At 55.6% G+C, this 20179-nt stretch carries 13 protein-coding genes; 11 read left to right on the forward strand and 2 right to left on the reverse strand.

What is annotated here, in order from left to right; genetic code table 11:
• Positions 1–238 precede the first annotated feature (238 nt).
• On the reverse strand, positions 239–2419 hold the full coding sequence (locus tag AC13D2_RS06545; protein ID WP_286811267.1) for a primosomal protein N': 2181 nt from the start codon (positions 2417–2419) through the stop codon (positions 239–241).
• A gap of 260 nt (positions 2420–2679) precedes the next feature.
• Here AC13D2_RS06545 and rpmE point away from each other — a divergent pair, with 260 nt between their 5' ends.
• The gene (gene rpmE / locus AC13D2_RS06550) at positions 2680–2901 is read left to right on the forward strand and encodes a 50S ribosomal protein L31 (protein WP_286811237.1); all 222 of its coding nucleotides are present in this window, start codon (positions 2680–2682) and stop codon (positions 2899–2901) included.
• A gap of 232 nt (positions 2902–3133) precedes the next feature.
• On the forward strand, positions 3134–4399 hold the full coding sequence (locus tag AC13D2_RS06555; RefSeq protein ID WP_286811238.1) for a malic enzyme-like NAD(P)-binding protein: 1266 nt from the start codon (positions 3134–3136) through the stop codon (positions 4397–4399).
• Positions 4400–4498: 99 nt separating this feature from the next.
• Here the strand turns inward: AC13D2_RS06555 and AC13D2_RS06560 are convergent, their stop codons facing one another.
• Positions 4499–6985, reverse strand: coding sequence for a penicillin-binding protein 1A (locus AC13D2_RS06560; protein ID WP_286847911.1), 2487 nt, complete (start codon positions 6983–6985; stop codon positions 4499–4501).
• A gap of 214 nt (positions 6986–7199) precedes the next feature.
• Here AC13D2_RS06560 and AC13D2_RS06565 point away from each other — a divergent pair, with 214 nt between their 5' ends.
• The 9 genes from AC13D2_RS06565 to gltB all read left to right on the forward strand — a co-directional run bounded on the left by AC13D2_RS06565 (position 7200) and on the right by gltB (position 20118).
• Positions 7200–8264 carry a pilus assembly protein PilM gene (locus AC13D2_RS06565; protein WP_286811241.1) on the forward strand — a complete coding sequence of 355 codons (1065 nt, stop codon included), beginning with the start codon at positions 7200–7202 and terminating at the stop codon, positions 8262–8264.
• Positions 8264–8827: a PilN domain-containing protein gene (locus AC13D2_RS06570; protein WP_199448561.1), complete on the forward strand. Its 564-nt coding sequence runs from the start codon at positions 8264–8266 to the stop codon at positions 8825–8827. The genes AC13D2_RS06565 and AC13D2_RS06570 overlap by 1 nt, the downstream gene beginning before the upstream one ends.
• The gene (locus tag AC13D2_RS06575) at positions 8827–9438 is read left to right on the forward strand and encodes a type IV pilus inner membrane component PilO (protein ID WP_199448562.1); all 612 of its coding nucleotides are present in this window, start codon (positions 8827–8829) and stop codon (positions 9436–9438) included. Before AC13D2_RS06570 ends, AC13D2_RS06575 begins: the two co-directional genes overlap by 1 nt.
• Before the next feature lie 2 nt (positions 9439–9440).
• Complete coding sequence (locus AC13D2_RS06580) at positions 9441–9989, forward strand: pilus assembly protein PilP (protein ID WP_199448563.1); 549 nt, start codon at positions 9441–9443, stop codon at positions 9987–9989.
• Between the two features lie 65 nt (positions 9990–10054).
• Positions 10055–12145 (forward strand): type IV pilus secretin PilQ, encoded by a 2091-nt coding sequence (locus AC13D2_RS06585; RefSeq protein WP_288354271.1) that lies wholly within the window; start codon positions 10055–10057, stop codon positions 12143–12145.
• A gap of 128 nt (positions 12146–12273) precedes the next feature.
• Positions 12274–12840, forward strand: coding sequence for a shikimate kinase AroK (gene aroK, locus AC13D2_RS06590; protein WP_199448565.1), 567 nt, complete (start codon positions 12274–12276; stop codon positions 12838–12840).
• A complete protein-coding gene (aroB, locus tag AC13D2_RS06595) occupies positions 12833–13927 on the forward strand; it encodes a 3-dehydroquinate synthase (protein WP_286811243.1) in 1095 nt (364 codons plus the stop codon). The genes aroK and aroB overlap by 8 nt, the downstream gene beginning before the upstream one ends.
• 28 nt (positions 13928–13955) lie before the next feature.
• Positions 13956–15413 carry an AAA family ATPase gene (locus AC13D2_RS06600; protein WP_482938365.1) on the forward strand — a complete coding sequence of 486 codons (1458 nt, stop codon included), beginning with the start codon at positions 13956–13958 and terminating at the stop codon, positions 15411–15413.
• Between the two features lie 256 nt (positions 15414–15669).
• Positions 15670–20118 (forward strand): glutamate synthase large subunit, encoded by a 4449-nt coding sequence (gene gltB / locus AC13D2_RS06605; RefSeq protein WP_286811247.1) that lies wholly within the window; start codon positions 15670–15672, stop codon positions 20116–20118.
• Positions 20119–20179 lie beyond the last annotated feature (61 nt).

Genomic DNA, 20179 nt, shown 5'->3' on the forward strand with positions numbered 1-20179 from the left:
GGTGGCTTCAAACGTGACGTCAAAGACGTTGACGCTTGAGGACTGGATTGAAATCTGCCCATCAAAAACACAGCCTGTTGAATCCGATCCGGTAAGGCAGCCTTGGCTGCACTCCCGCTGAATTGGGCGCCTTCAGAGTCTGATTCAACATTGCCAAACACGGAATTTACCGAGTTGATGGCCTTTGGCAGGTTGTAAAATATTGCAAAAAGGCCCTCGTTGTCACAGTTTTGGTGGGTCATCCGGTTTCTAGCGGATCAACGTCGATTGCCCACCTGATATCCGCGGGAAGTTTCATCAGGTCAAGTTCCTGGCAAAGCGCTGCCAGTTGACGGTTAAGCCGGATTCGGTTGCTTGAAACCATGATCAGTTGGGCCCGGTGACGATCAGCCCTGCGCGCGATCACAGCAGGTAATGGCCCCCAAGACTCAACGCCGCAGTCTGATGCCTTAGACTTCATGTCATCAAGTAGTTTGAGGCTCGATGCCATGATGTTCGACTCGGCTCGAAGTATGGCCATTGACCGGAAGGGTGGGAGTTGGCCGGTTTCCCGTTCGGCAAGCAATTGGTCGGCAACAGGGAGATAATAGCCCGCCGCTAAAGATCGCAGTAGTGGGTGGTCGCTATGGCAGGTTTGCACCAGTACTTCCCCTGATTTTTCACCACGTCCGGCCCGTCCGCTAACCTGCAGTAGGGTCTGGATCAATTGTTCGGGCGCGCGAAAGTCTACGCTGAACAGTCCGCCATCAGCATTAACAACAACGACGAGCGTAACGTTTGGGAAGTCGTGCCCCTTGGCCAGCATCTGTGTGCCCACCAGTATGCAGGGGCTGCCGCTGTTCACTGTCTCGAGAATACCCTGAATGCTGCCTTTGCGTTGAGTGCTGTCCCGATCGACCCGCACGACGGGGACGTCCGGAAACTGTGTTGCCAATACATCTTCACTTCTTTCAGTGCCTTGGCCGACTGGCTTGAATGAATCGCTGCTGCATTTTGGACAGTGGTCTGTCGCGGCGGTCTGAAAGTCGCAATGGTGGCACCGCATGGCACGGTCGCGGCGATGATAGGTAAGGCGGGTGTCGCAGCGGGGGCACTCAACCATATGGCCGCAGTCGAAACACATCATGACCGGAGCAAACCCTCGGCGATTTACGTACACCAGAGCTTGCTGTCCGGCGTTCAGGCATTTCTCGATAGCACGCATCACAGGTCGTGAGAGGCCGCCTTCCAGAGGTCGGCTGCGAATGTCCAGTAACTTGATCGTCGGCAGTTTGGCATTGCCTGCACGCTCCTCAAGTCGAACCAGCGTGTATTTGCCGGTCAGGGCGTTGTGGTAGGACTCCATAGAGGGGGTTGCGGAGCCAAGAATAATGGGGCAATTATTGAGGTGTGCACGATAGACTGCGGTGTCCCTGGCGGAATAGCGGAATCCTTCCCCCTGTTTATAGGAGCTGTCGTGTTCCTCATCCACGATGATGGTTTTCAGCTCGGTGAAGGGGAGCAACACAGCCGAGCGGGTACCGATCAGAATGACCGGCTCACCATTACGGATTCTCAGCCAGGTTGAGAGTCGCTCGCTGTCTTTTAGTGCCGAGTGCCACACTGCGATACGGGATCCGAAATAGTACTGGAAGCGGGCAACGGTCTGCGGCGTCAGGTTGATCTCAGGAACCAGAACGAGCGCCTGGTGCTTGTTGTCCAGGTGAGTCTTGAGGTAATGGAGATAAAGCTCGGTTTTCCCGCTGCCTGTGATACCGAACAGGAGTGTCGTCGTGAAGCCGTCATCAGACGATGCAAGTTGGTCAGCAGCTTCTTGTTGGGCCGGAGACAGCACGGGGATACGATTCCGGGTTTCCGCCGCCGCACCGCTTGGTGAGGGTGGCGTGGTCTCAACGATCAGTTCTTTTTCCTGAAGGCTCCGGATTTGCGATTGTGTGAAACCAGCGCGCACAATCTGTTTGCTGCCCGCGCCTCCGGGTTGGCGCTTCAGCCAGGCCAGCAGCTCTCTCTGTCGCGTTGCGTTGCCGGGCAGCAGCGCCGGATCGCCGCAGGCTTGCCAATAAGGTTCGGCATGCTCCACGGCAGGTCTGCCGCGACGCAGGGCGGGCGGCAGTGCGGTAAAAAGGCATTCGCCGAGCGGGTGCTGATAGTAATCCGACGCCCAACTGAGTAGGCGGAAGGTTTCCGGGGGCAGTGCAGGCCATGTCTCGCTGGCTGATCGGACCGGCTTGAGAGTGATGCCCTCTGGTGGTCGAGCGTCAGTCTCGACCACCAGACCGGTGGCCGATTGCCTGCCGAAAGGGACGGTGACGCGTTGGCCCTTTTGTAATGTCAGGTGGTCTGGTACCAGGTAGTCGAACAGCCGCCGGAGAGGGCGATTCAATGCTATACGCGCAGTTCGGGGCACATCTGGCTCCATGGCGATGAAGGTGTCACGGTATCTGCCTATCCTTAAAAAGGGCTGCAATCCGGCGTGTCCCGTGTCGGGCGGGATGATAAGACGGTCCGGGGCTTGCCTGATACCGCATTTGCAAGTAAGATTCGCGGTCTGTTTCCGGCAGGGCATGATTGTGCCCCGTCTTGTCAATTGATTCAAACATGCGGTGCCTGACACCCGGATTGCGCTGAAACCCAGGCAATCCCGTGATCTGGTAGCGGCATGACCGACAGAGGTTCGCCATGAAAGAAGGTATTCACCCCAAGTACGAAGAGATTACCGCTACCTGTTCCTGCGGTAACGTTCTCAAGACCCGCTCTACGTTTACTCAGGACCTGACTCTGGATGTATGCTCCCAGTGTCACCCTTTCTACACAGGTAAGCAGAAAGTGATGGACACCGGCGGCCGTATCGACCGTTTCCAGAAGCGTTTCGGTGGTCGCATCGGTGGCAAGAAAGCCTGATCCGAATGCTGATAGTGGAAAAAGCGCCTTGCGAGGCGCTTTTTTTGTATCTGCAGGCCCCCGCTGTAGGGCGCGCCTGTTGTGAGTGCATACGCAAAAAGCCGTATTGACTGATTAACAAGTGGCCAATCCGGCCTTGTCTGATGCAGCCCTTCGCGCCATAATGTCGCGCTCCGCTGGGCAAGGCCCGGTGGCTTATTACCTCTTAAACGTGACAAACGGAACAGTGGCAATGTCTCAAGATCTGAAAGAAGCAGCCCTTGAATACCACGCCAAGCCGCGGCCTGGTAAGCTGAGTGTTGAAATCACCAAGCCCACCAAGACCTCCCGCGACCTTTCCCTGGCGTACAGCCCCGGGGTTGCCGAGCCGGTCCGCGAGATCGCGAAGGACCCCGAGAACGCATACAAATACACCGCCAAGGGTAATCTGGTAGCCGTGATTTCAGACGGCACTGCAATTCTTGGTCTGGGTAACCTGGGTCCGCTGGCGAGCAAGCCGGTTATGGAAGGCAAAGGCGTACTGTTCAAGCGCTTTGCTGGAATTGATGTGTTCGATATCGAGGTCAATTCCGAAAGCCCCCAGGCATTTATTGAAACGGTTGAGCGTATTGCCGACACCTTCGGTGGTATTAACCTTGAAGACATCAAGGCTCCCGAATGCTTCGAAATCGAGCGCGCGCTAATCGAAAAGTGCAGTGTACCCATCTTTCATGATGATCAGCACGGCACGGCCATCGTAACAGCGGCAGGCATGATTAACGCCCTGGAGTTGCAGGACAAGAAAATCGATGAAGCCAAAGTGGTCTGCCTCGGAGCTGGCGCAGCGGCTATCGCTTGCATGAAGCTGCTGATCAGCTGTGGCGTTCGGTCCGAAAACATCTACATGCTGGACCGCAAGGGCGTGATTCATTCCGGTCGCGAGGACCTGAACCAATACAAGGCGATGTTTGCCAACGATACTGACAAGCGCACGCTTGATGATGCGATGGACGGTGCAGATGTATTTCTCGGGCTTTCCGGCCCGGATCTGCTGAGCGCGGACCAGCTTAAGCTGATGGCTCCGAACCCGATTGTGTTTGCCTGCTCCAACCCGGACCCTGAGATCAGCCCTGAAGTGGCGCTGGCTACCCGCGATGACCTGATCATGGCTACAGGCCGCTCAGACTACCCGAATCAGGTGAATAACGTGCTTGGCTTCCCGTTCATCTTCCGTGGTGCTCTGGACGTGAGGGCGACCGCAATCAACGAAGAAATGAAAGTGGCGGCTGTTCACGCGATTCGCGAGCTGGCGAAAGAGCCGGTTCCGCAGGAAATCTGTGAAGCCTATGACGTTGCAAGTTTCGAGTTTGGTCGGGAGTACATCATTCCCAAGCCGATGGACGTGCGCCTGCTGGAAGTTGTTCCGGCGGCAGTCGCTCGCGCGGCGGTCGACTCAGGCGTTGCCCGTAACGGCTACCCGGCCCATTACCCACTGAAATCAATGGACGATATCATCTGATATAGTCCAATCGAATGTTGGGAAATAAAAAAACCGGCGATTGTTAAGTCGCCGGTTTTTTTGTGGCCGCGAGAATTTTTTTCGCCCCGCTTGCTGGTGTCAGAATATCTGTCTCGACAGGTCATCGCTACTGCCATTGTTGCCGCCGGCCGATGACTCATCCTGAGGGTCTAGCGGCGGCGGGGCATCCTCTTCACGGAATATTTCGAACATGGCACCTTCTTGCCCTGGCCTTGCTCGCCTGCCTGTTTCCGGGTCGATGCGGATGTTAACGATGCCATTGGGTCTTGCCATCAATGATGGCGGCTCGCCCTTTAGTGCCACTTTCATGTAATCAATCCAGGCGGGCAGGGCAGTACTGGCGCCGAACTCTCGACGGCCAAGGGGTTGTGGTTGATCAAAGCCAACCCAAACAGTGGTGGCTACGTCATGGTTGAAGCCGCCGAACCAAGTGTCTCTCTGTTCATTGGTGGTGCCGGTTTTGCCGCTGATGTCATCCCGCCCCAAGGCCTGAGCCCGTCGGCCTGTGCCCCGCTTGATTACATCCCGCATCATGGAGTGCAGGATGTATACGGAGCGTTCATCAGCCAGGCGTCTCGCAATGCGAACTTCTTTCTCGTCGTCGGAGTTGTTCTCCTGTTTCTCTGTGCAGTTTTCATCGCAGAGTTTGACGTCCGGTGCTTCGAAGATTGTTTCGTTGTTGATATCCGAGATCTGGCTGATGAGGTAGGGCTCGACGTCATAGCCGCCGTTGGCGATCACCGCGAACCCCCGGGCCAGGTCCATCGGTGTCAGAAGCCCGCTGCCCAATGAGAGTGACAGATCTTTTTGCATGTCCTCCGTGGGGATCTGAAGCTGCTCAAGGTAGTCTATGGTGTTCTGGATGCCCAGGTCCCGAAGCAAGCGTACTGACACCAGGTTGCGGGATCGATACAGGGCTTCTCGCAGGCGAGTGGGGCCGTAAAACTGTCCTGATGAATTCTGTGGGCGCCATGTGGTCTCCAATTCGGAGTCGTCAAACACAATTGGTGCGTCGTTGTAGATGGTTGCGGGTGTCATTCCGCTTTCCAGCGCGCTCAGATACAGGAACGGCTTGAAGGTTGAGCCCGGCTGCCTCCTCGCCTGGGTGGCGCGATTGTATTTGTTTTGACTGAAACTGTATCCGCCAGCGAGTGCTTCAATGGCGCCGGTTTGTGCGTCAAGGGAGATCAGTGCGCCCTGTACTGCAGGTACCTGCGAAAGCGCAACGCGCCGGACTTCGGCAATATCCAGGGTTTGCTGATCATCGCTTTGTTCCTGGATGTCGGATTCACTTGGCTGCTCGGGTGTCATCACCACCATGGGTTTTACGTAAATGATATCGCCCGCAGCGACTACGTCGGATGGCTTTCCCGGCTCGGGTCCGGTTAAATTTTCGGTTTTGTATCGTTTGGCCCAGGTCATTGTGGAGAATGCCATTACGGACTCGCCAAGCTGGCGGGCGTAAAGATCGACCTCGCTGTCTTCGTCTCTCACCCGGGTTACAACTGCGGGCACGAGCTCGGCTACGCGGGGGTAGTTTGCCATCAGATTGGGGAGGTTGTCGGGGACCAGTTGTTCTTCATCCACCTGCCCAATGGGGCCGCGGAAACCGTGGCGCCGGTCGTATGCTTCCAATCCTGCTCTTAGGGCTCTCGTCGCTTCTTGTTGCTTCTCGCTTTCAACGGTCAGTTTGACTTCATAGCCGTCGGTGTAGGCGGCATCGCCGAATCGCCTGACCAGTTCGGCTCGGGCCATTTCCGCAACGTGGTCGGCATCAACCTCAGTGGACGGGGCGTTAAAGCTTGCGGTCAGGGGGGCGCTGGCAGCCAGCTCATAAGCGTCACTGGTGATGTATTGGAGGTCGCGCATGCGCCCCAGTATCCAGTTACGACGAATCTGTGCTCGCTCGGGGTTTGCCAGGGGGTTGTAGGCGGAGGGAGCCTTGGGCAGCCCGGCAAGCATGGCCATTTCTGCCAGAGAAAGCTCGGTCACGGGTTTGTCGTAATACACCTGGGCGGCTGCAGCGATACCATAGGCGCGATTGCCCAGGTAGATCTTGTTGAGGTAGAGCTCCATGATGCGGTTTTTGTCCAGTTCACGCTCTATCTGAAGAGCCAGAAGTATCTCGTTGAACTTGCGAATAAACGTCCTATCGCGTGACAAAAAGTAATTTTTTGCAACCTGCATTGTGATGGTGCTGCCCCCGGACTGGATCTCGCCGGTGGAGATCAGTTCGATGGCAGCCCGCATCAGGCCTTTAAAGTCGACCCCAAAGTGTTCGTAAAAACGGGCGTCTTCGGCTGCCATAAAGGCATGTAACTGAATTGTAGGGATCTGTTCTATTGTGACCGGTGCCCTTCTCTTTTCACCGAATTCTGCTATTAATTTGTCGTCTGCGCTGTAGACCCTCAAGGGGGTCTGCAACTTGATGTCCAGGAGTTGCTCCACAGGAGGCAAACCTGGGCGGAGATAAAGGTAAAATCCTGACGCCACGATTGTGGCGAGACTGAGTCCAGTGAGAAATAGCCATGCAAACAGGCGAGATGTACGCAACAAATGAGACATTTTTTTCTGACAACTGTTGGATATAGGTCTATCATTTGAGAAATTGCTTTAGGAAGGGCTAGCCGCTTCCCGGGTGCAATGCTTCTCAATTAAAGAAGAACGAGCATTGTAGACGGAAAACTAAAGAAATTCTCTTAAATAAAAAACACATATGAAAGAACTCCGTCGGGAGTTTTCATAACCCGGTGCATGTAACCAGGTATAGGGTGAGCGCGTGTTCGGATTGTTAGGAAAAAAATCCAGTTCGGTGCTGGGCGTGGATATCAGCTCCAGCTCGGTCAAGCTACTGGAACTATCGAAGCAGGGTGACCGCTACAAGGTCGAGAGCTACGCAGTGGAGCCGCTACCGGCCAATGCTGTGGTAGAGAAAAATATCACGGATGTCGAAGCGGTGGGCGAAGTGCTCAAACGTGTCGCATCTAAATCACGTACGAGCGTCAAGCAGGTGGCTGTAGCCGTCTCCGGTTCCGCCGTTATTACCAAGCTGATCCAGATGGACAGTGGTCTCAACGAGTTTGAGATGGAAGACCAGATAACGCTTGAGGCCGATCAGTATATCCCCTATCCGCTGGATGAAGTGGCGATCGACTTCGAGGTTCAGGGGCCGTCTGAGACCAACCCGGACCAGGTCGATGTACTTCTTGCGGCGTGCCGGAAAGAAAACGTCGATATTCGGGAAGATGCTCTAGAAATTGGGTCTTTGACCACCAAGATCGTGGACGTAGAGGCCTATGCACTTGAGCGCGCATACGCACTCATTGAGTCCCAGCTTGATTCCCAGGGTGAAGAACTCGTTGTGGCGATCGTCGATATCGGCGCCACCATGACCACGCTGAGCGTGTTGGCGGAAGGCAAGACGGTTTACACCCGCGAGCAGATTTTCGGGGGGAAACAACTCACCGAAGAAATTCAGCGTCGTTATGGTTTATCCCTTGAAGAAGCCGGTCTGGCCAAGAAGCAGGGTGGTCTTCCAGACGACTACGATTCCGAAGTTCTGACGCCTTTCCGCGAAGCGGTCGTTCAGCAGGTTGCTAGGGCGCTGCAGTTCTTCTTCGGCGCAAGCCAGTACAATGCGGTTGACTACGTGGTCCTGGCAGGTGGCACGGCATCTATTCAGGGGCTGACAGAAATGGTCGAGGAAAAAACAGGCACACCAACGCTGGTCGCAAATCCTTTCGCGGACATGGCGGTGGGGTCAAGAGTGAATGCGTCTTCGCTGAGCAATGATGCACCTTCACTCATGATTGCCTGCGGGCTGGCAATGAGGAGCTTTGACTGATGGCAAAGATTAACCTCAGACCCTGGCGCGAAGAACTCCGGGCGGAGAAGCAGAAGCAGTTTGTGGTGATGATACTGGGGGCGGCTTTTATAGCTGTCGGCCTGACTTTTCTCTGGAAAACCGATATGGACAACCGTATCGCCTACCAGGAATCCAGAAATGCCTACATCGAAACCGCAACCAAGCAGCTGGATAAGCAGATTAAAGAGATCGAGGATTTGAAGCGCAAGCGGGACGAGCTACTGTCGCGCATGCAGGTCATTCAGGATCTCCAGGGCAAGCGCCCGGTTATTGTGCGGGTTTTTGACGAACTGGTTCGCACGCTGCCAGATGGACTTTTTTATACGAACCTCAAAAAGACCGGAGACACAGTGGATGTCGTTGGTATGTCGGAGTCCAATAGCCGAATTTCCGCCCTTATGAGGCGTTTTGAAGAGTCCGACTGGTTCACTAATCCTAACCTGTCAAACGTGTCTGCCGCCGATAACCGTCGTGCTGGTTATAGCCAGTTCAACCTGTCGGTGCAGCAACAAACACCAGAGCCCGAAGGGGAGGACAAGTAATGAGCCTCGCGGACTCACTCAAGAACCTCAATGAATTTGATATCAATGACCTGGACGTCAACAATGCCGGTATTTGGCCCGCCCCGATCAAGGCAATCGTAGCGCTCATCATTTTTGGCCTGATACTGGGTGGTGGTTACTGGTTCTTTATCAAAGATCAGTATGTCCAGCTTGACCGGGTCGAAAAGACCGAGCAGGAGCTTCGGAAGCGCTACGAAGACAAAGCTTACCAGGTGGCTAACCTTGAAGTATTCAAGGCGCAAATGGAGGAAATGGAAGAAACCTTCGGCGCGCTTGTGCGTCAACTCCCGAGTGAAACCGAAGTGCCTGGTCTGCTGGAGGATATTACCAATACGGCGTTGGGTAGTGGCCTTTCGCTCCAGGAGGTCAAGTTGCAGGGTGAGCAGCGGCGTGATTTCTACGCGGAGCTTCCGATCAACATCCGGGTATCGGGTTCGTATCACGAATTGGCGACGTTTGTCAGCAGTGTGGCGAGCCTGCCACGGATTGTGACGTTGCATGACCTAACGATAACACCAACAGGCGGTGATGGAGAGCAGCTAAATATGCAGGTTCTTGCACGTACCTACCGCTACCGGGCTGGAGAATGAGCATGGCGCGACAGCATGCGGCAAAAGCCTGGATGGGTATTTGTCTGGTATCTTTTCTGACGGCGTGTTCTCAGGGAAGTGGCTTTTCCGATCTCGATAAGTTTATGGCAGATACCCGGGCCAAACCTCGGGGGCATGTTGAACCCTTACCGGAGTTCAAGGCTTACGAGGCTTTCAGTTATTCGGCAGCGGATCGTAGAGCGCCTTTCGAGCCGCCTATTGATGTGCAGCTCACCATGGTTGATCAGGAACCCGAAAGCGATATCGAGCCAGATCTTGATCGGCCGAGAGAGGTTCTTGAGAACTTTGATCTGAAGGGGCTCTCCATGGTGGGTACTTTGAGTGACGCATCCGGAAATCTGTTTGCTCTGATAAAGCACAACACGGGTGGCATCCACAGGGTGCGCACTGGGAACTACATGGGGCAGAATTATGGCCGGATTGTTGGTGTCAATGAAACCCGGATAGAGCTAATTGAAATCGTTCCCAATGGCCGGGGCGGATGGGTCGAGCGTCCACGCTCGCTGTCGCTGGATGAGAATGAGGGCTAAGGAGCGGCATTATGAATATTGAAAGAAACATGCATGAACAAAAAAGTTTGGGGTCGAGGCTAGCGATGTTCAGAAAACTCAATGTATACGTCGGCGTGATTGCTTTTGGGTTGTTATCCGGCCTGGCCAATGCGGTCACGCTGGAAGACGTGTCGTTTTCATCGCTGTCCGGGGATCGGGTCGAGGTGACGCTGTCGTTTGACGGCCAGCCACCGGAACCTACCGGGTACACGATCGAGCGACCTGCCAGGATCGCAGTGGACCTCCGGGACACGACCAGCGGCCTCGACAGTCGCAATATTTCGCTCGGGGGAGGTAACGCCCAGAGCATGACGGTTGTCGAAACCAAGGATCGCACTCGCCTGATCTTCAATCTGGCAGAGTTGGCCCCCTATGAGACGGTGCGTGCCCAGAACCATCTGGTCGTGACGATCGGCAGTCAGGGCAGCGGTGTTGCTGCTTCCGGCTCGGGTGCTTCTTCCATGTCCACCGCAACTTCAGGTGGACAAACAAGTTCATCCGCCTCGTCCTCTGGTAGCGGGCTCGCCGGGGTTGATTTCAGGCGCGGACAGGGCGGTGAAGGTCGTGTGATTGTGGATCTGGGCAGCGCCAGTACTTCCGTGGACTTGTCCGAACTAGGAGGTAAGATTCGCCTGACGATGGATGGCACCAGTGTGCCTGACAATCTTCGCCGGCGCCTCGATGTAACTGACTTTGCAACGCCTGTGACCCGTATTGATACCTTTACGGAAGACGGCAATGCGGTTGTGGAAATTCGTCCGGAAGGTAATTACGACTATATTGCCTATCAGTCTGGTTCCCAGTTTACTGTCAGCGTGGAAAGGCTGACGGAAGAGGAAGCCGAGTCTCGTCGTGAGGAGAAGTTCCCGTACACTGGCGATAAGCTCTCTCTTAACTTCCAGGACATCGAGGTTCGTTCTGTATTGCAGTTGATTGCAGACTTTACCGGCTTGAACCTTGTTGCCAGCGATACGGTCAGTGGCAGTATTACGCTGCGTCTGCAGAATGTGCCCTGGGACCAGGCTCTGGACCTGATCCTGAAGACCAAGGGGCTGGACAAGCGCCAGATCGGCAATGTACTGCTGGTTGCGCCGGCTGATGAAATTGCCGCCCGTGAAAAGCTTGAGCTGGAAACCTCCAAGCAGATCGCTGAACTTGCGCCGGTTCGCCTGGATATCATTCAGGTGAACTACGCCAAGGCCGGGGATGTTGTTGCGCTGATCGAGGCGGATGAGGAATTGATCTCCTCTCGGGGATTTGTGTCTTCGGATGCTCGCACCAACACCATCAGTGTTCGTGAAACCTCGGAAAAGCTTGATGAGATTCGCCGTCTGGTTTCGACCTGGGATGTTCCGGTTCGTCAGGTTTCCATTGAGGCGCGAATTGTAAGGGCGCAGACCAATGTTGCCGAAAACCTGGGGGTTCGCTGGGGTGGTGCTGCCTATGACGTCAGGGGCGATGGCAGTGTTATCTCTGTCGGTGGCTCTCAGGGAGCTGTTGGCGAGGCTCGTGATGCGGCCAATGGCACCAACAGTACTATTACTTTCCCAGGCGCGCTGGCAGTTGATCTTGGTGTTTCAGGTCAGGGAGCGTCGTCCTTCGCGATTGGTTGGGGGAGCGATGACTTTCTTGTGGACTTGGAGCTCTCTGCATTGGAGAGTGACGGGCAGGCAGAAGTTGTATCCCAGCCCCGTGTTGTGACGGCCGATCGACAGACCGCCAGGATCAAATCCGGTGAAGAGATTCCATACCAGAAGGCCGCTTCCAGTGGTGCGACTTCTGTATCCTTCAAGGAAGCTGTATTGGCCCTCGAGGTAACGCCTCAGATTACCCCGGATGACAAGGTTATTATGGATCTGGTGGTTAATCAGGACTCTCGTGGCGATGTAACCGCCGGTATTCCGGCGATCAACACCAACGAGGTAACGACGCAGGTGTTGGTTGGAAACGGCGAAACTGTGGTCCTGGGGGGTATTTTCCAATCAGAAGTAGCTACCACAACTACCAAGACGCCGTTCCTGGGTGATATTCCCTACTTGGGCCGCCTCTTCAAGCGCACTGAGCATGTCGATGAACGTAGCGAGCTGTTGATTTTCATCACACCAAAGATCATCAAGAGCGACCTGATTCAATAGTCTGGTTGCGTCCGACAAAAAACCGCCGTGTTCGCACGGCGGTTTTTTTGTCTGTTCATTTCCTGAAGCTTATGGAAAACGTTACCCTGTGATATTCTCACGCGCCGGAATGTAGATGAGCGGAAGTTATGTCCTTGCCAAAACGAGTTGTCCTGGTTGGCCCAATGGGTGCGGGAAAAAGCACAATTGGTCGCATGCTGGCCAAGGAGCTGGGCTATCGTTTTCTCGATTCCGACCGGATTATTGAAGAGCGTTGTGGTGCCAATATTCCCTGGGTATTCGATGTGGAAGGGGAAGACGGTTTTCGGCAGCGTGAAACAGCGATGTTGGCTGAGTTGGCCGACTACTCACAGACAGTGTTGGCGACCGGCGGTGGCGCGGTGATGAAGGAAGAGAATTACGCGCACCTGAAGCGTGATTCTGTCGTGGTATACCTGAAAACCTCGATCGAGCAGCAGGTTGAAAGAACAAGGCGGGATCGAAATCGCCCCCTGTTGCAGAACGATGATCCCGAGGCGGTCCTTAAAAACCTGTTTGCTGTGCGGGATCCGATCTATTCGCGACTGGCCGATATCGTCATGTTTACTGATCGCAAGAGTCCGAGACTGGTCGTTCGGCAATTGGTAAATCGAATTAATCCGAGGACGCCGCGCCACAAAAGGCAAATACGTAAGGAAGGCAGAAATCATGCGTGACTCACTGCGGGAGTTGACGGTTGAGCTGGGCGATCGAAGTTACCCAATCGTTATCGGTCAGGGACTGCTAGGTAGCTACGATCTGAGCCCCTGTGTCTCTGGCTCTCAGGTCATGATCGTGACCAACGAAACGGTTGCTCCATTGTATCTCGAGTCAGCTCGCGCCTGTTTCCCCGGCAAGCAAGTGGATACGGTTGTGCTTCCTGACGGCGAAAAATACAAGGATTGGCAGACACTGAACCGTATCTTCGACGGTTTGCTGGAGAAGCGTCATTCCCGCAAAACCACGCTTGTTGCGTTGGGGGGTGGCGTGGTCGGCGATATGACCGGGTTTGCCGCCGCTTCCTACCAGCGTGGTGTCCCTTTTATTCAGATTCCGACGACATTGTTGTCGCAGGTGGACTCCTCAGTCGGAGGAAAAACCGGCATCAATCACCCGTTGGGCAAGAATATGATTGGTGCCTTCCATCAACCGGAAGTCGTACTGATCGATACCGACAGCCTGAGAAGCCTTTCTCCACGGGAGGTGTCGGCTGGCCTTGCTGAAGTCATCAAATACGGCCTGATTCGAGACACCGATTTTCTGGCCTGGCTAGAGCAAGAAATTACGTCGCTCATTGATCTGGAAACGTCGGCTCTGGTGGAGGCCATCTATCGTTCATGCGCCTGTAAGGCGGACGTTGTTGCGAAGGATGAAAGGGAAGGCGGGTTGCGAGCGATACTCAACCTGGGGCACACGTTCGGTCATGCCATCGAGACGTTTGCTGGGTATGGCAACTGGCTGCACGGTGAAGCTGTCGGCACCGGCATGATGATGGCAGCGGATCTTTCCCTGCGCCAGGACATGATAACGGAAGAGGACCGTGCCAGGGTGGTGCGCATTATCGAGCGAGCCAGGCTTCCGGGGCGTGCGCCGGTGGGCATGTCGCCCGATGACTTTTTACGCTTGATGGCGGTCGATAAGAAGAATGTGGATGGTTCGCTACGCCTGGTTCTCCTGCGCAGACTCGGGGATGCGGTGGTGACGGATGCGGTGGATAGACGAGAACTGGATGCCACGCTTCGAGTATTTTGCGATGAAGTCTGACAAGGTCTGATCAGGGAAAAGACAGGGAATGACGGTGAATGACGAAGGGCTCAACAGTCATGACGGTGGCGGCCTGTTTCCGCGACTCCAGGAGCGTTATGGGTTGAGGGCCGATCCATTGGATATGGAAACACCCTTCTTTCCGGATGCCTCCCGCCACCATGCCCTGGAAACGCTTCGCCACCTCTGTGGCTTTGGTGACCTCGCTTTGCTTCTCACTGGTGATGTCGGGGCGGGCAAAAGCCGGTTGCTCGCGGAACTGGTGAGGAGCGAGTCCTCCCGTCTCGATTTTCATCGAGTGTCGGCCGCCGCACTGACGAGTACGCAGGCGCTGTCACGGGCGCTACTCGGTATTGCACATAAAGGGTTGAACCCCGGCGAAGGTGCGCGCGACGCCATCTACGGCTTTTTTCGATGGTCTGAAATCAAAGCTCGGAAGGGCCAGCGAATGGTTCTGTTGATTGATGATGCGGATCGTGCACCTGCCGAGTTGCTGAGGCTGTTGTTTTCGGCCTTTGAGGCTGCAGATCGCTCTGCGACGGCGGTTCCCGTGTTCAGTGGCAGCGGGCGATTGATCGAAATGCTTGGGTTGTCAGGAGACGGTGCCGGAGTGCATCAGATTCATCTTCGCCCACTGACAAAAGAGGAAGTCGCTGCGTACCTGGAGCCCCGGGTGCACCGCGCTGGTGGCAGTGCCAAGGACTTGCTGTCGCCAGGGAAGTTGTCACAGTTGCACAGTTTGAGTCAGGGGAGTTTTTCCCGTCTCAAGCGAGTGACACCAGCCGTATGGCTGGATATGGTATCGACTGAAAATGGCGCCAAACGGACGTTTTCGGTGCCGATTAATCTGCGTTGGCCTGCGCTGGCTTTGGTTATGCTTGCCGGTTCCTGGTGGCTTGTATCGCAGCAATATGATGATTCTGTGGCACGAGAGCAGGCAGAACCTGAGCCTGAAGTCATACGCAAGAGTGTCACCATTGGTCCTGGCAATCCGGATATTGACCCGGTTGATACCGGCGCAGGATTGTCAGAGCCGGCCGCTGAGCCAGAGTTGCCCCTGACGGACGAGCCTGATAAGCCTGTTCCAGAGCCAGAGCCAGAGCCAGAGCCAGAGCCAGAGCCAGAGCCAGAGCCAGAGCCAGAGCCAGAGCCAGAGCCAGAGCCAGAGCCAGAGCCAGAGCCAGAGCCCGATTTTGAACCCTCCCGTCCGGCTGTGTTTATGGAGCTTGAGAGCGTAAAGGCACGTGAGGGCTGGACTGTCCAGTTGATAGCCGGGAATCAGGAACAAACGGTGCTGAATCTGATGGATCGGTACGAGTCCATTTCCGGTATACTCTATACCTATACCCAGAGACAGGACCAGGACTGGTTTGTCGGCTTCTACGGCGAGTTTCCCTCGCGCGATGAAGCTCGAAAAGCAGTTGAACGTCTTCCTCAGGCCTTGCGGGACCAGTCTCCCTGGATTCGGCAATCACGCGATTTTTGATTGTCGGTGCCTGCCTGTTTTTTCTACTTAATTCCATAAAAACAATAACCTGAGTCTCTGTTTCATGGTGCGTGCTGTCTGACGCAGTACTCGTATTGAGCGTGCTCGCCCCCTAAAATAAAAACGCTTTGGTTTGAGTACGTATTTCTACGCGTGTAAAATAGCCAGCCCCCATTTTCAGTGTCGAAGGGTGAGTTTATTGTCTGATTGCCAATAACCCTTTGATTGAAAAGCATTTCTACGCGAGAGAACGCTTATGATGACAGGTTTGTATCATCCCGATGAATTCAGGGACAACTGCGGCTTCGGTCTGATCGCCCATATGAAGGGTGAGGCCAGCCACAAGTTGTTGCAAACTGCCATCGAGTCACTGACCTGCATGACCCACCGAGGTGGTATCGCTGCAGACGGAAAGACCGGCGATGGTTGTGGCCTCCTGATCCAGAGCCCGGATGCCTTTTTGCGCAAGGCCGCCAAAGCAGAATTTGGTAAAGAGCCTGAAGAGCTGTTCGCTGTGGGTCAGGTATTTCTTAACCCGGACGAGAACAAGGCCGCTGCTGGCCGTGCTGCAGTGGAAAAGCGCCTGGCAGAGCAGGGATTGGAAATCATGGGTTGGCGCAAAGTGCCTACGGACGACAGCTGCCTGGGGCCGATGGCGCTCGACTGTTTGCCATGGATAGAGCAAATGTTTGTGGTTCCCGCCGGTAAAACCGAGCAGGAATTCGCCATTGCGCTGTTTGTGGGTCGCCGTCACGCTGAGCGGGACATGGCCGATGACTCCGAATTCTATATCTGCAGCCTGTCCCACCGCACTCTGGCCTACAAGGGCCTGATGATGCCGGCAGACCTGGCGAACTTCTACAAGGACCTGGGTGATCCGGACCTGCAGACCGCTATCTGTGTCTTCCACCAGCGCTTTTCCACCAACACCATGCCGCGTTGGCCACTGGCGCAGCCGTTCCGCTATCTCGCCCACAATGGCGAGATCAATACCGTTGACGGCAACCGTAACTGGGCGATTGCCCGTGCCGCCAAGTTCAGCGCACCGGAACTGCCGGACCTACAGACGCTGCAGCCGCTGGTTAACCTGACGGGCTCTGATTCCTCCAGCATGGATAACATGCTGGAAGTGCTGCTGGCCGGTGGTGTCGACCTGTTCCGTGCCGTGAGAATGATGATTCCGCCTGCCTGGCAGAATGTGGATACCATGGATTCCGAGTTGCGGGCATTCTATGAGTACAACTCCATGCATATGGAGCCGTGGGATGGGCCAGCTGGCCTGGTTCTCTCCGACGGTCGCTATGCCGTCTGTATGCTGGATCGGAACGGACTTCGCCCGGCTCGCTGGGTTATCACCAAAGACGATTTCATTACTCTGGCGTCCGAGATCGGCACCTATGACTATAAGCCCGAAGACGTGGTGGCCAAGGGGCGTGTGGGTCCGGGGCAAATGCTTGCTATTGATACCGAGTCCGGCGAAGTCCTGCACACGAAAGACGTGGATAATCGCCTGAAGTCGGCGCAGCCCTACAAGCGCTGGCTGCGGGAGAATTCCCTACGGGTGGAGACCACGCTGAATCAGGACACGCCTGACTTCAAGCTGATGCAGTCAGACGAACTCCATATTCACCAGAAGATGTTCATGGTGTCTTATGAGGAGCGCGATCAGGTACTGCGCCCGCTGGCGGAAAACGGCCAGGAAGCCGTAGGCTCCATGGGCGACGATACTCCCATGGCTGTGCTGTCGAGCCGCGTCCGGCATGTGGCGGACTACTTCCGTCAGAAATTTGCCCAGGTGACCAACCCGGCCATTGATCCACTCCGGGAATCCATTGTGATGTCCCTGGAGACGTGCATTGGCGCGGAACGTAACGTGTTTGAAGAAACGCCGGAGCACGCCAACCGAATCATACTGACAACACCGGTGCTCTCGCCGGCCAAATACCTGAAGATTGCCAACAATGATCGGCCCGGATTCGAAGTTGCTCGTATCAACATGAGCTACAGTCCGGAGTTGGGGCTTGAGCAGGCCGTGCGTACCGTGTGTGACGAAGCTGAGCAGGCAGTCCGTAGTGGCAAGGTCATACTGATCCTGACCGACAAGGACCTGAAAGAGGGTGAGCTGCCGGTCAATGCCATGATGGCAACCGGTGCCGTTCACCATCACCTGGTCAAGAAAGGCCTCCGTTGTGATTCCAATATCCTGGTTGAGACCGGCTGGGCCCGCGATCCGCACCAGTTTGCTGTGCTGTTTGGCTTTGGTGCTACGGCGGTCTATCCGTACCTGGCGTACCAGGTGCTTAACGACCTGATCCGCACCGGCGAATTGATGATGGACCCCATCGATGCGAAGAATAACTATCGCAAGGGCATCAACAAGGGCTTACTGAAGATCCTGTCCAAAATGGGAATCTCCACCATTACCTCCTACCGGGGGGCACAGCTGTTTGAGGCGATTGGCCTGGCGGACGACGTGGTGGATCTGTGTTTCAAAGGTGTTCCCAGCCGTATCCAGGGCGCCGGTTTCTTTGATTTCCAACAGGATCAGGAACAGCTGGCGGCCGTGGCCTGGAAACATCGCAAACCCATCACCCAGGGCGGTCTGTTGAAGTACGTCCACGGCCAGGAGTACCACGCTTTCAATCCGGATGTCGTTGGTAAGCTGCAGGAAGCCGTAACCAGTGGTGATTACGGCCAGTATATGGAGTACGCGGGGCTGGTAAACGAACGCCCTGTTTCCACGCTGAGGGATCTGCTGGGATTCCGCAAGGACATTAAAGCCATTGATTTGTCGGAAGTTGAGCCGGTGGAAAATATATTCCCGCGCTTCGACTCTGCAGCCATGTCTCTTGGTGCGCTTTCCCCGGAGGCTCACGAAGCCCTGGCAGTGGCCATGAACACTCTGGGGGGGCGATCAAATTCCGGAGAGGGTGGGGAAGATCCGGCCCGTTATGGCACGGAGAAACGTTCCAAGATCAAGCAGGTGGCTTCTGGCCGCTTCGGCGTCACCGCAGAGTACCTTCGCAGCGCCGATGTCATGCAGATCAAGGTGGCACAGGGTGCCAAGCCGGGAGAAGGCGGTCAGTTGCCTGGTGGCAAGGTCAATGACCTGATCGCCCGCCTGCGTTATTCAGTGCCCGGTGTGACGCTGATTTCGCCACCACCGCACCACGATATCTATTCGATCGAGGATCTGGCGCAGTTGATCTTTGATCTCAAGCAGGTTAATCCGAGTGCGCTGGTTTCCGTAAAACTCGTATCCGAGCCTGGTGTAGGCACCATCGCAGCCGGAGTGGCGAAAGCCTATGCGGACCTGATTACGGTTTCCGGCTACGACGGTGGTACGGCGGCCAGCCCTTTGACCTCCATCCGTTACGCCGGTTCGCCCTGGGAGCTGGGCCTGAGTGAAACTCAGCAAGCGCTGCGTGCCAACGACCTGCGGGGCAAGATCCGCTTGCAGACCGATGGCGGTATCAAGACCGGTCTGGACGTGGTCAAGGGTGCCATCCTCGGCGCTGAAAGCTTCGGTTTCGGCACTACTCCAATGGTGGCCCTGGGTTGTAAGTACCTGCGTATCTGTCACTTGAACAACTGCGCCACCGGCGTCGCGACCCAGAACGAGCACCTGCGGGAGGAACACTTCAAGGGCACGGTTGAAATGGCCATGAACTTCTTCCGGTTCGTGGCGACCGAGACCCGGGAGTGGATGGCCAGACTGGGCGTTCGCAACCTGGAGGAACTGGTGGGACGTGTAGATCTGTTGGAGCGTCTGCCCGGCGACACCCCACGCCAGAAGAAGCTGGATCTGACGCGTCTGTTGTCAAACGACCACATTCCGGCGGACAAGCCCAATACCTGTCAGGTGGAGCGTAATCATCCGTTTGACGAAGGCAAACTTGCCGAGCAGATGGTGAAAGACACTGCGGAGGCAATAGCTGAAAAGGCCGGTGGTAACTGGTCTTACCGAGTCACAAACTGTGATCGGTCGATTGGCGCTCGCCTGTCGGGTGAGATTGCCCAGTTGCACGGCAATCAGGGCATGGTTTCGGCACCCATCACTCTGGATCTGGCTGGCACCGCCGGCCAGAGCTTCGGTGTCTGGAACGTGGGCGGACTTAATCTGCTTCTGGAAGGGGACGCCAACGACTATGTCGGCAAAGGCATGACCGGTGGCAAGCTGGTGATTCGGCCGCCTGCCGGAAGCGACTTCAAAACCCAGGACACCTCGATTGTAGGTAATACCTGTCTTTACGGTGCAACCGGTGGCAAATTGTTTGCCGCTGGCACCGCCGGTGAGCGTTTCGGTGTTCGTAACTCCGGCGCCCATGCGGTGGTAGAAGGTGTGGGCGATCACTGTTGTGAATACATGACGGGCGGCCTGATCACGGTTCTTGGCAGCACCGGTCACAACTTCGGTGCCGGCATGACGGGTGGTTTTGCCTACGTGCTGGATTTGAACAACACCTTCGTGGATAAGTACAACCATGAGCTGGTGGAGATTCAGCGGATATCCAGCGAGGAAATGGAGTCCTACCGTAATCACCTGCGCGGTGTGGTCCGCGAGCACATTTCTGAAACCGCGAGCGAGTGGGCAGAGCATATTCTTGACAATTTCGATGATTACATTGGCCGCTTCTGGCTGGTCAAGCCCAAGGCGGCGAACCTTCGCAGCCTGCTGGCCAGCACCCGGGCACGTCCCGAGTAAAGGCGGTTGAAACAGGTTGAGGGCGTTGCCGGTGAGGCAGCGCCCGCGTCGAAATTGAGTC

The sequence above is a fragment of the Marinobacter sp. B-12 genome, from assembly GCF_056857915.1.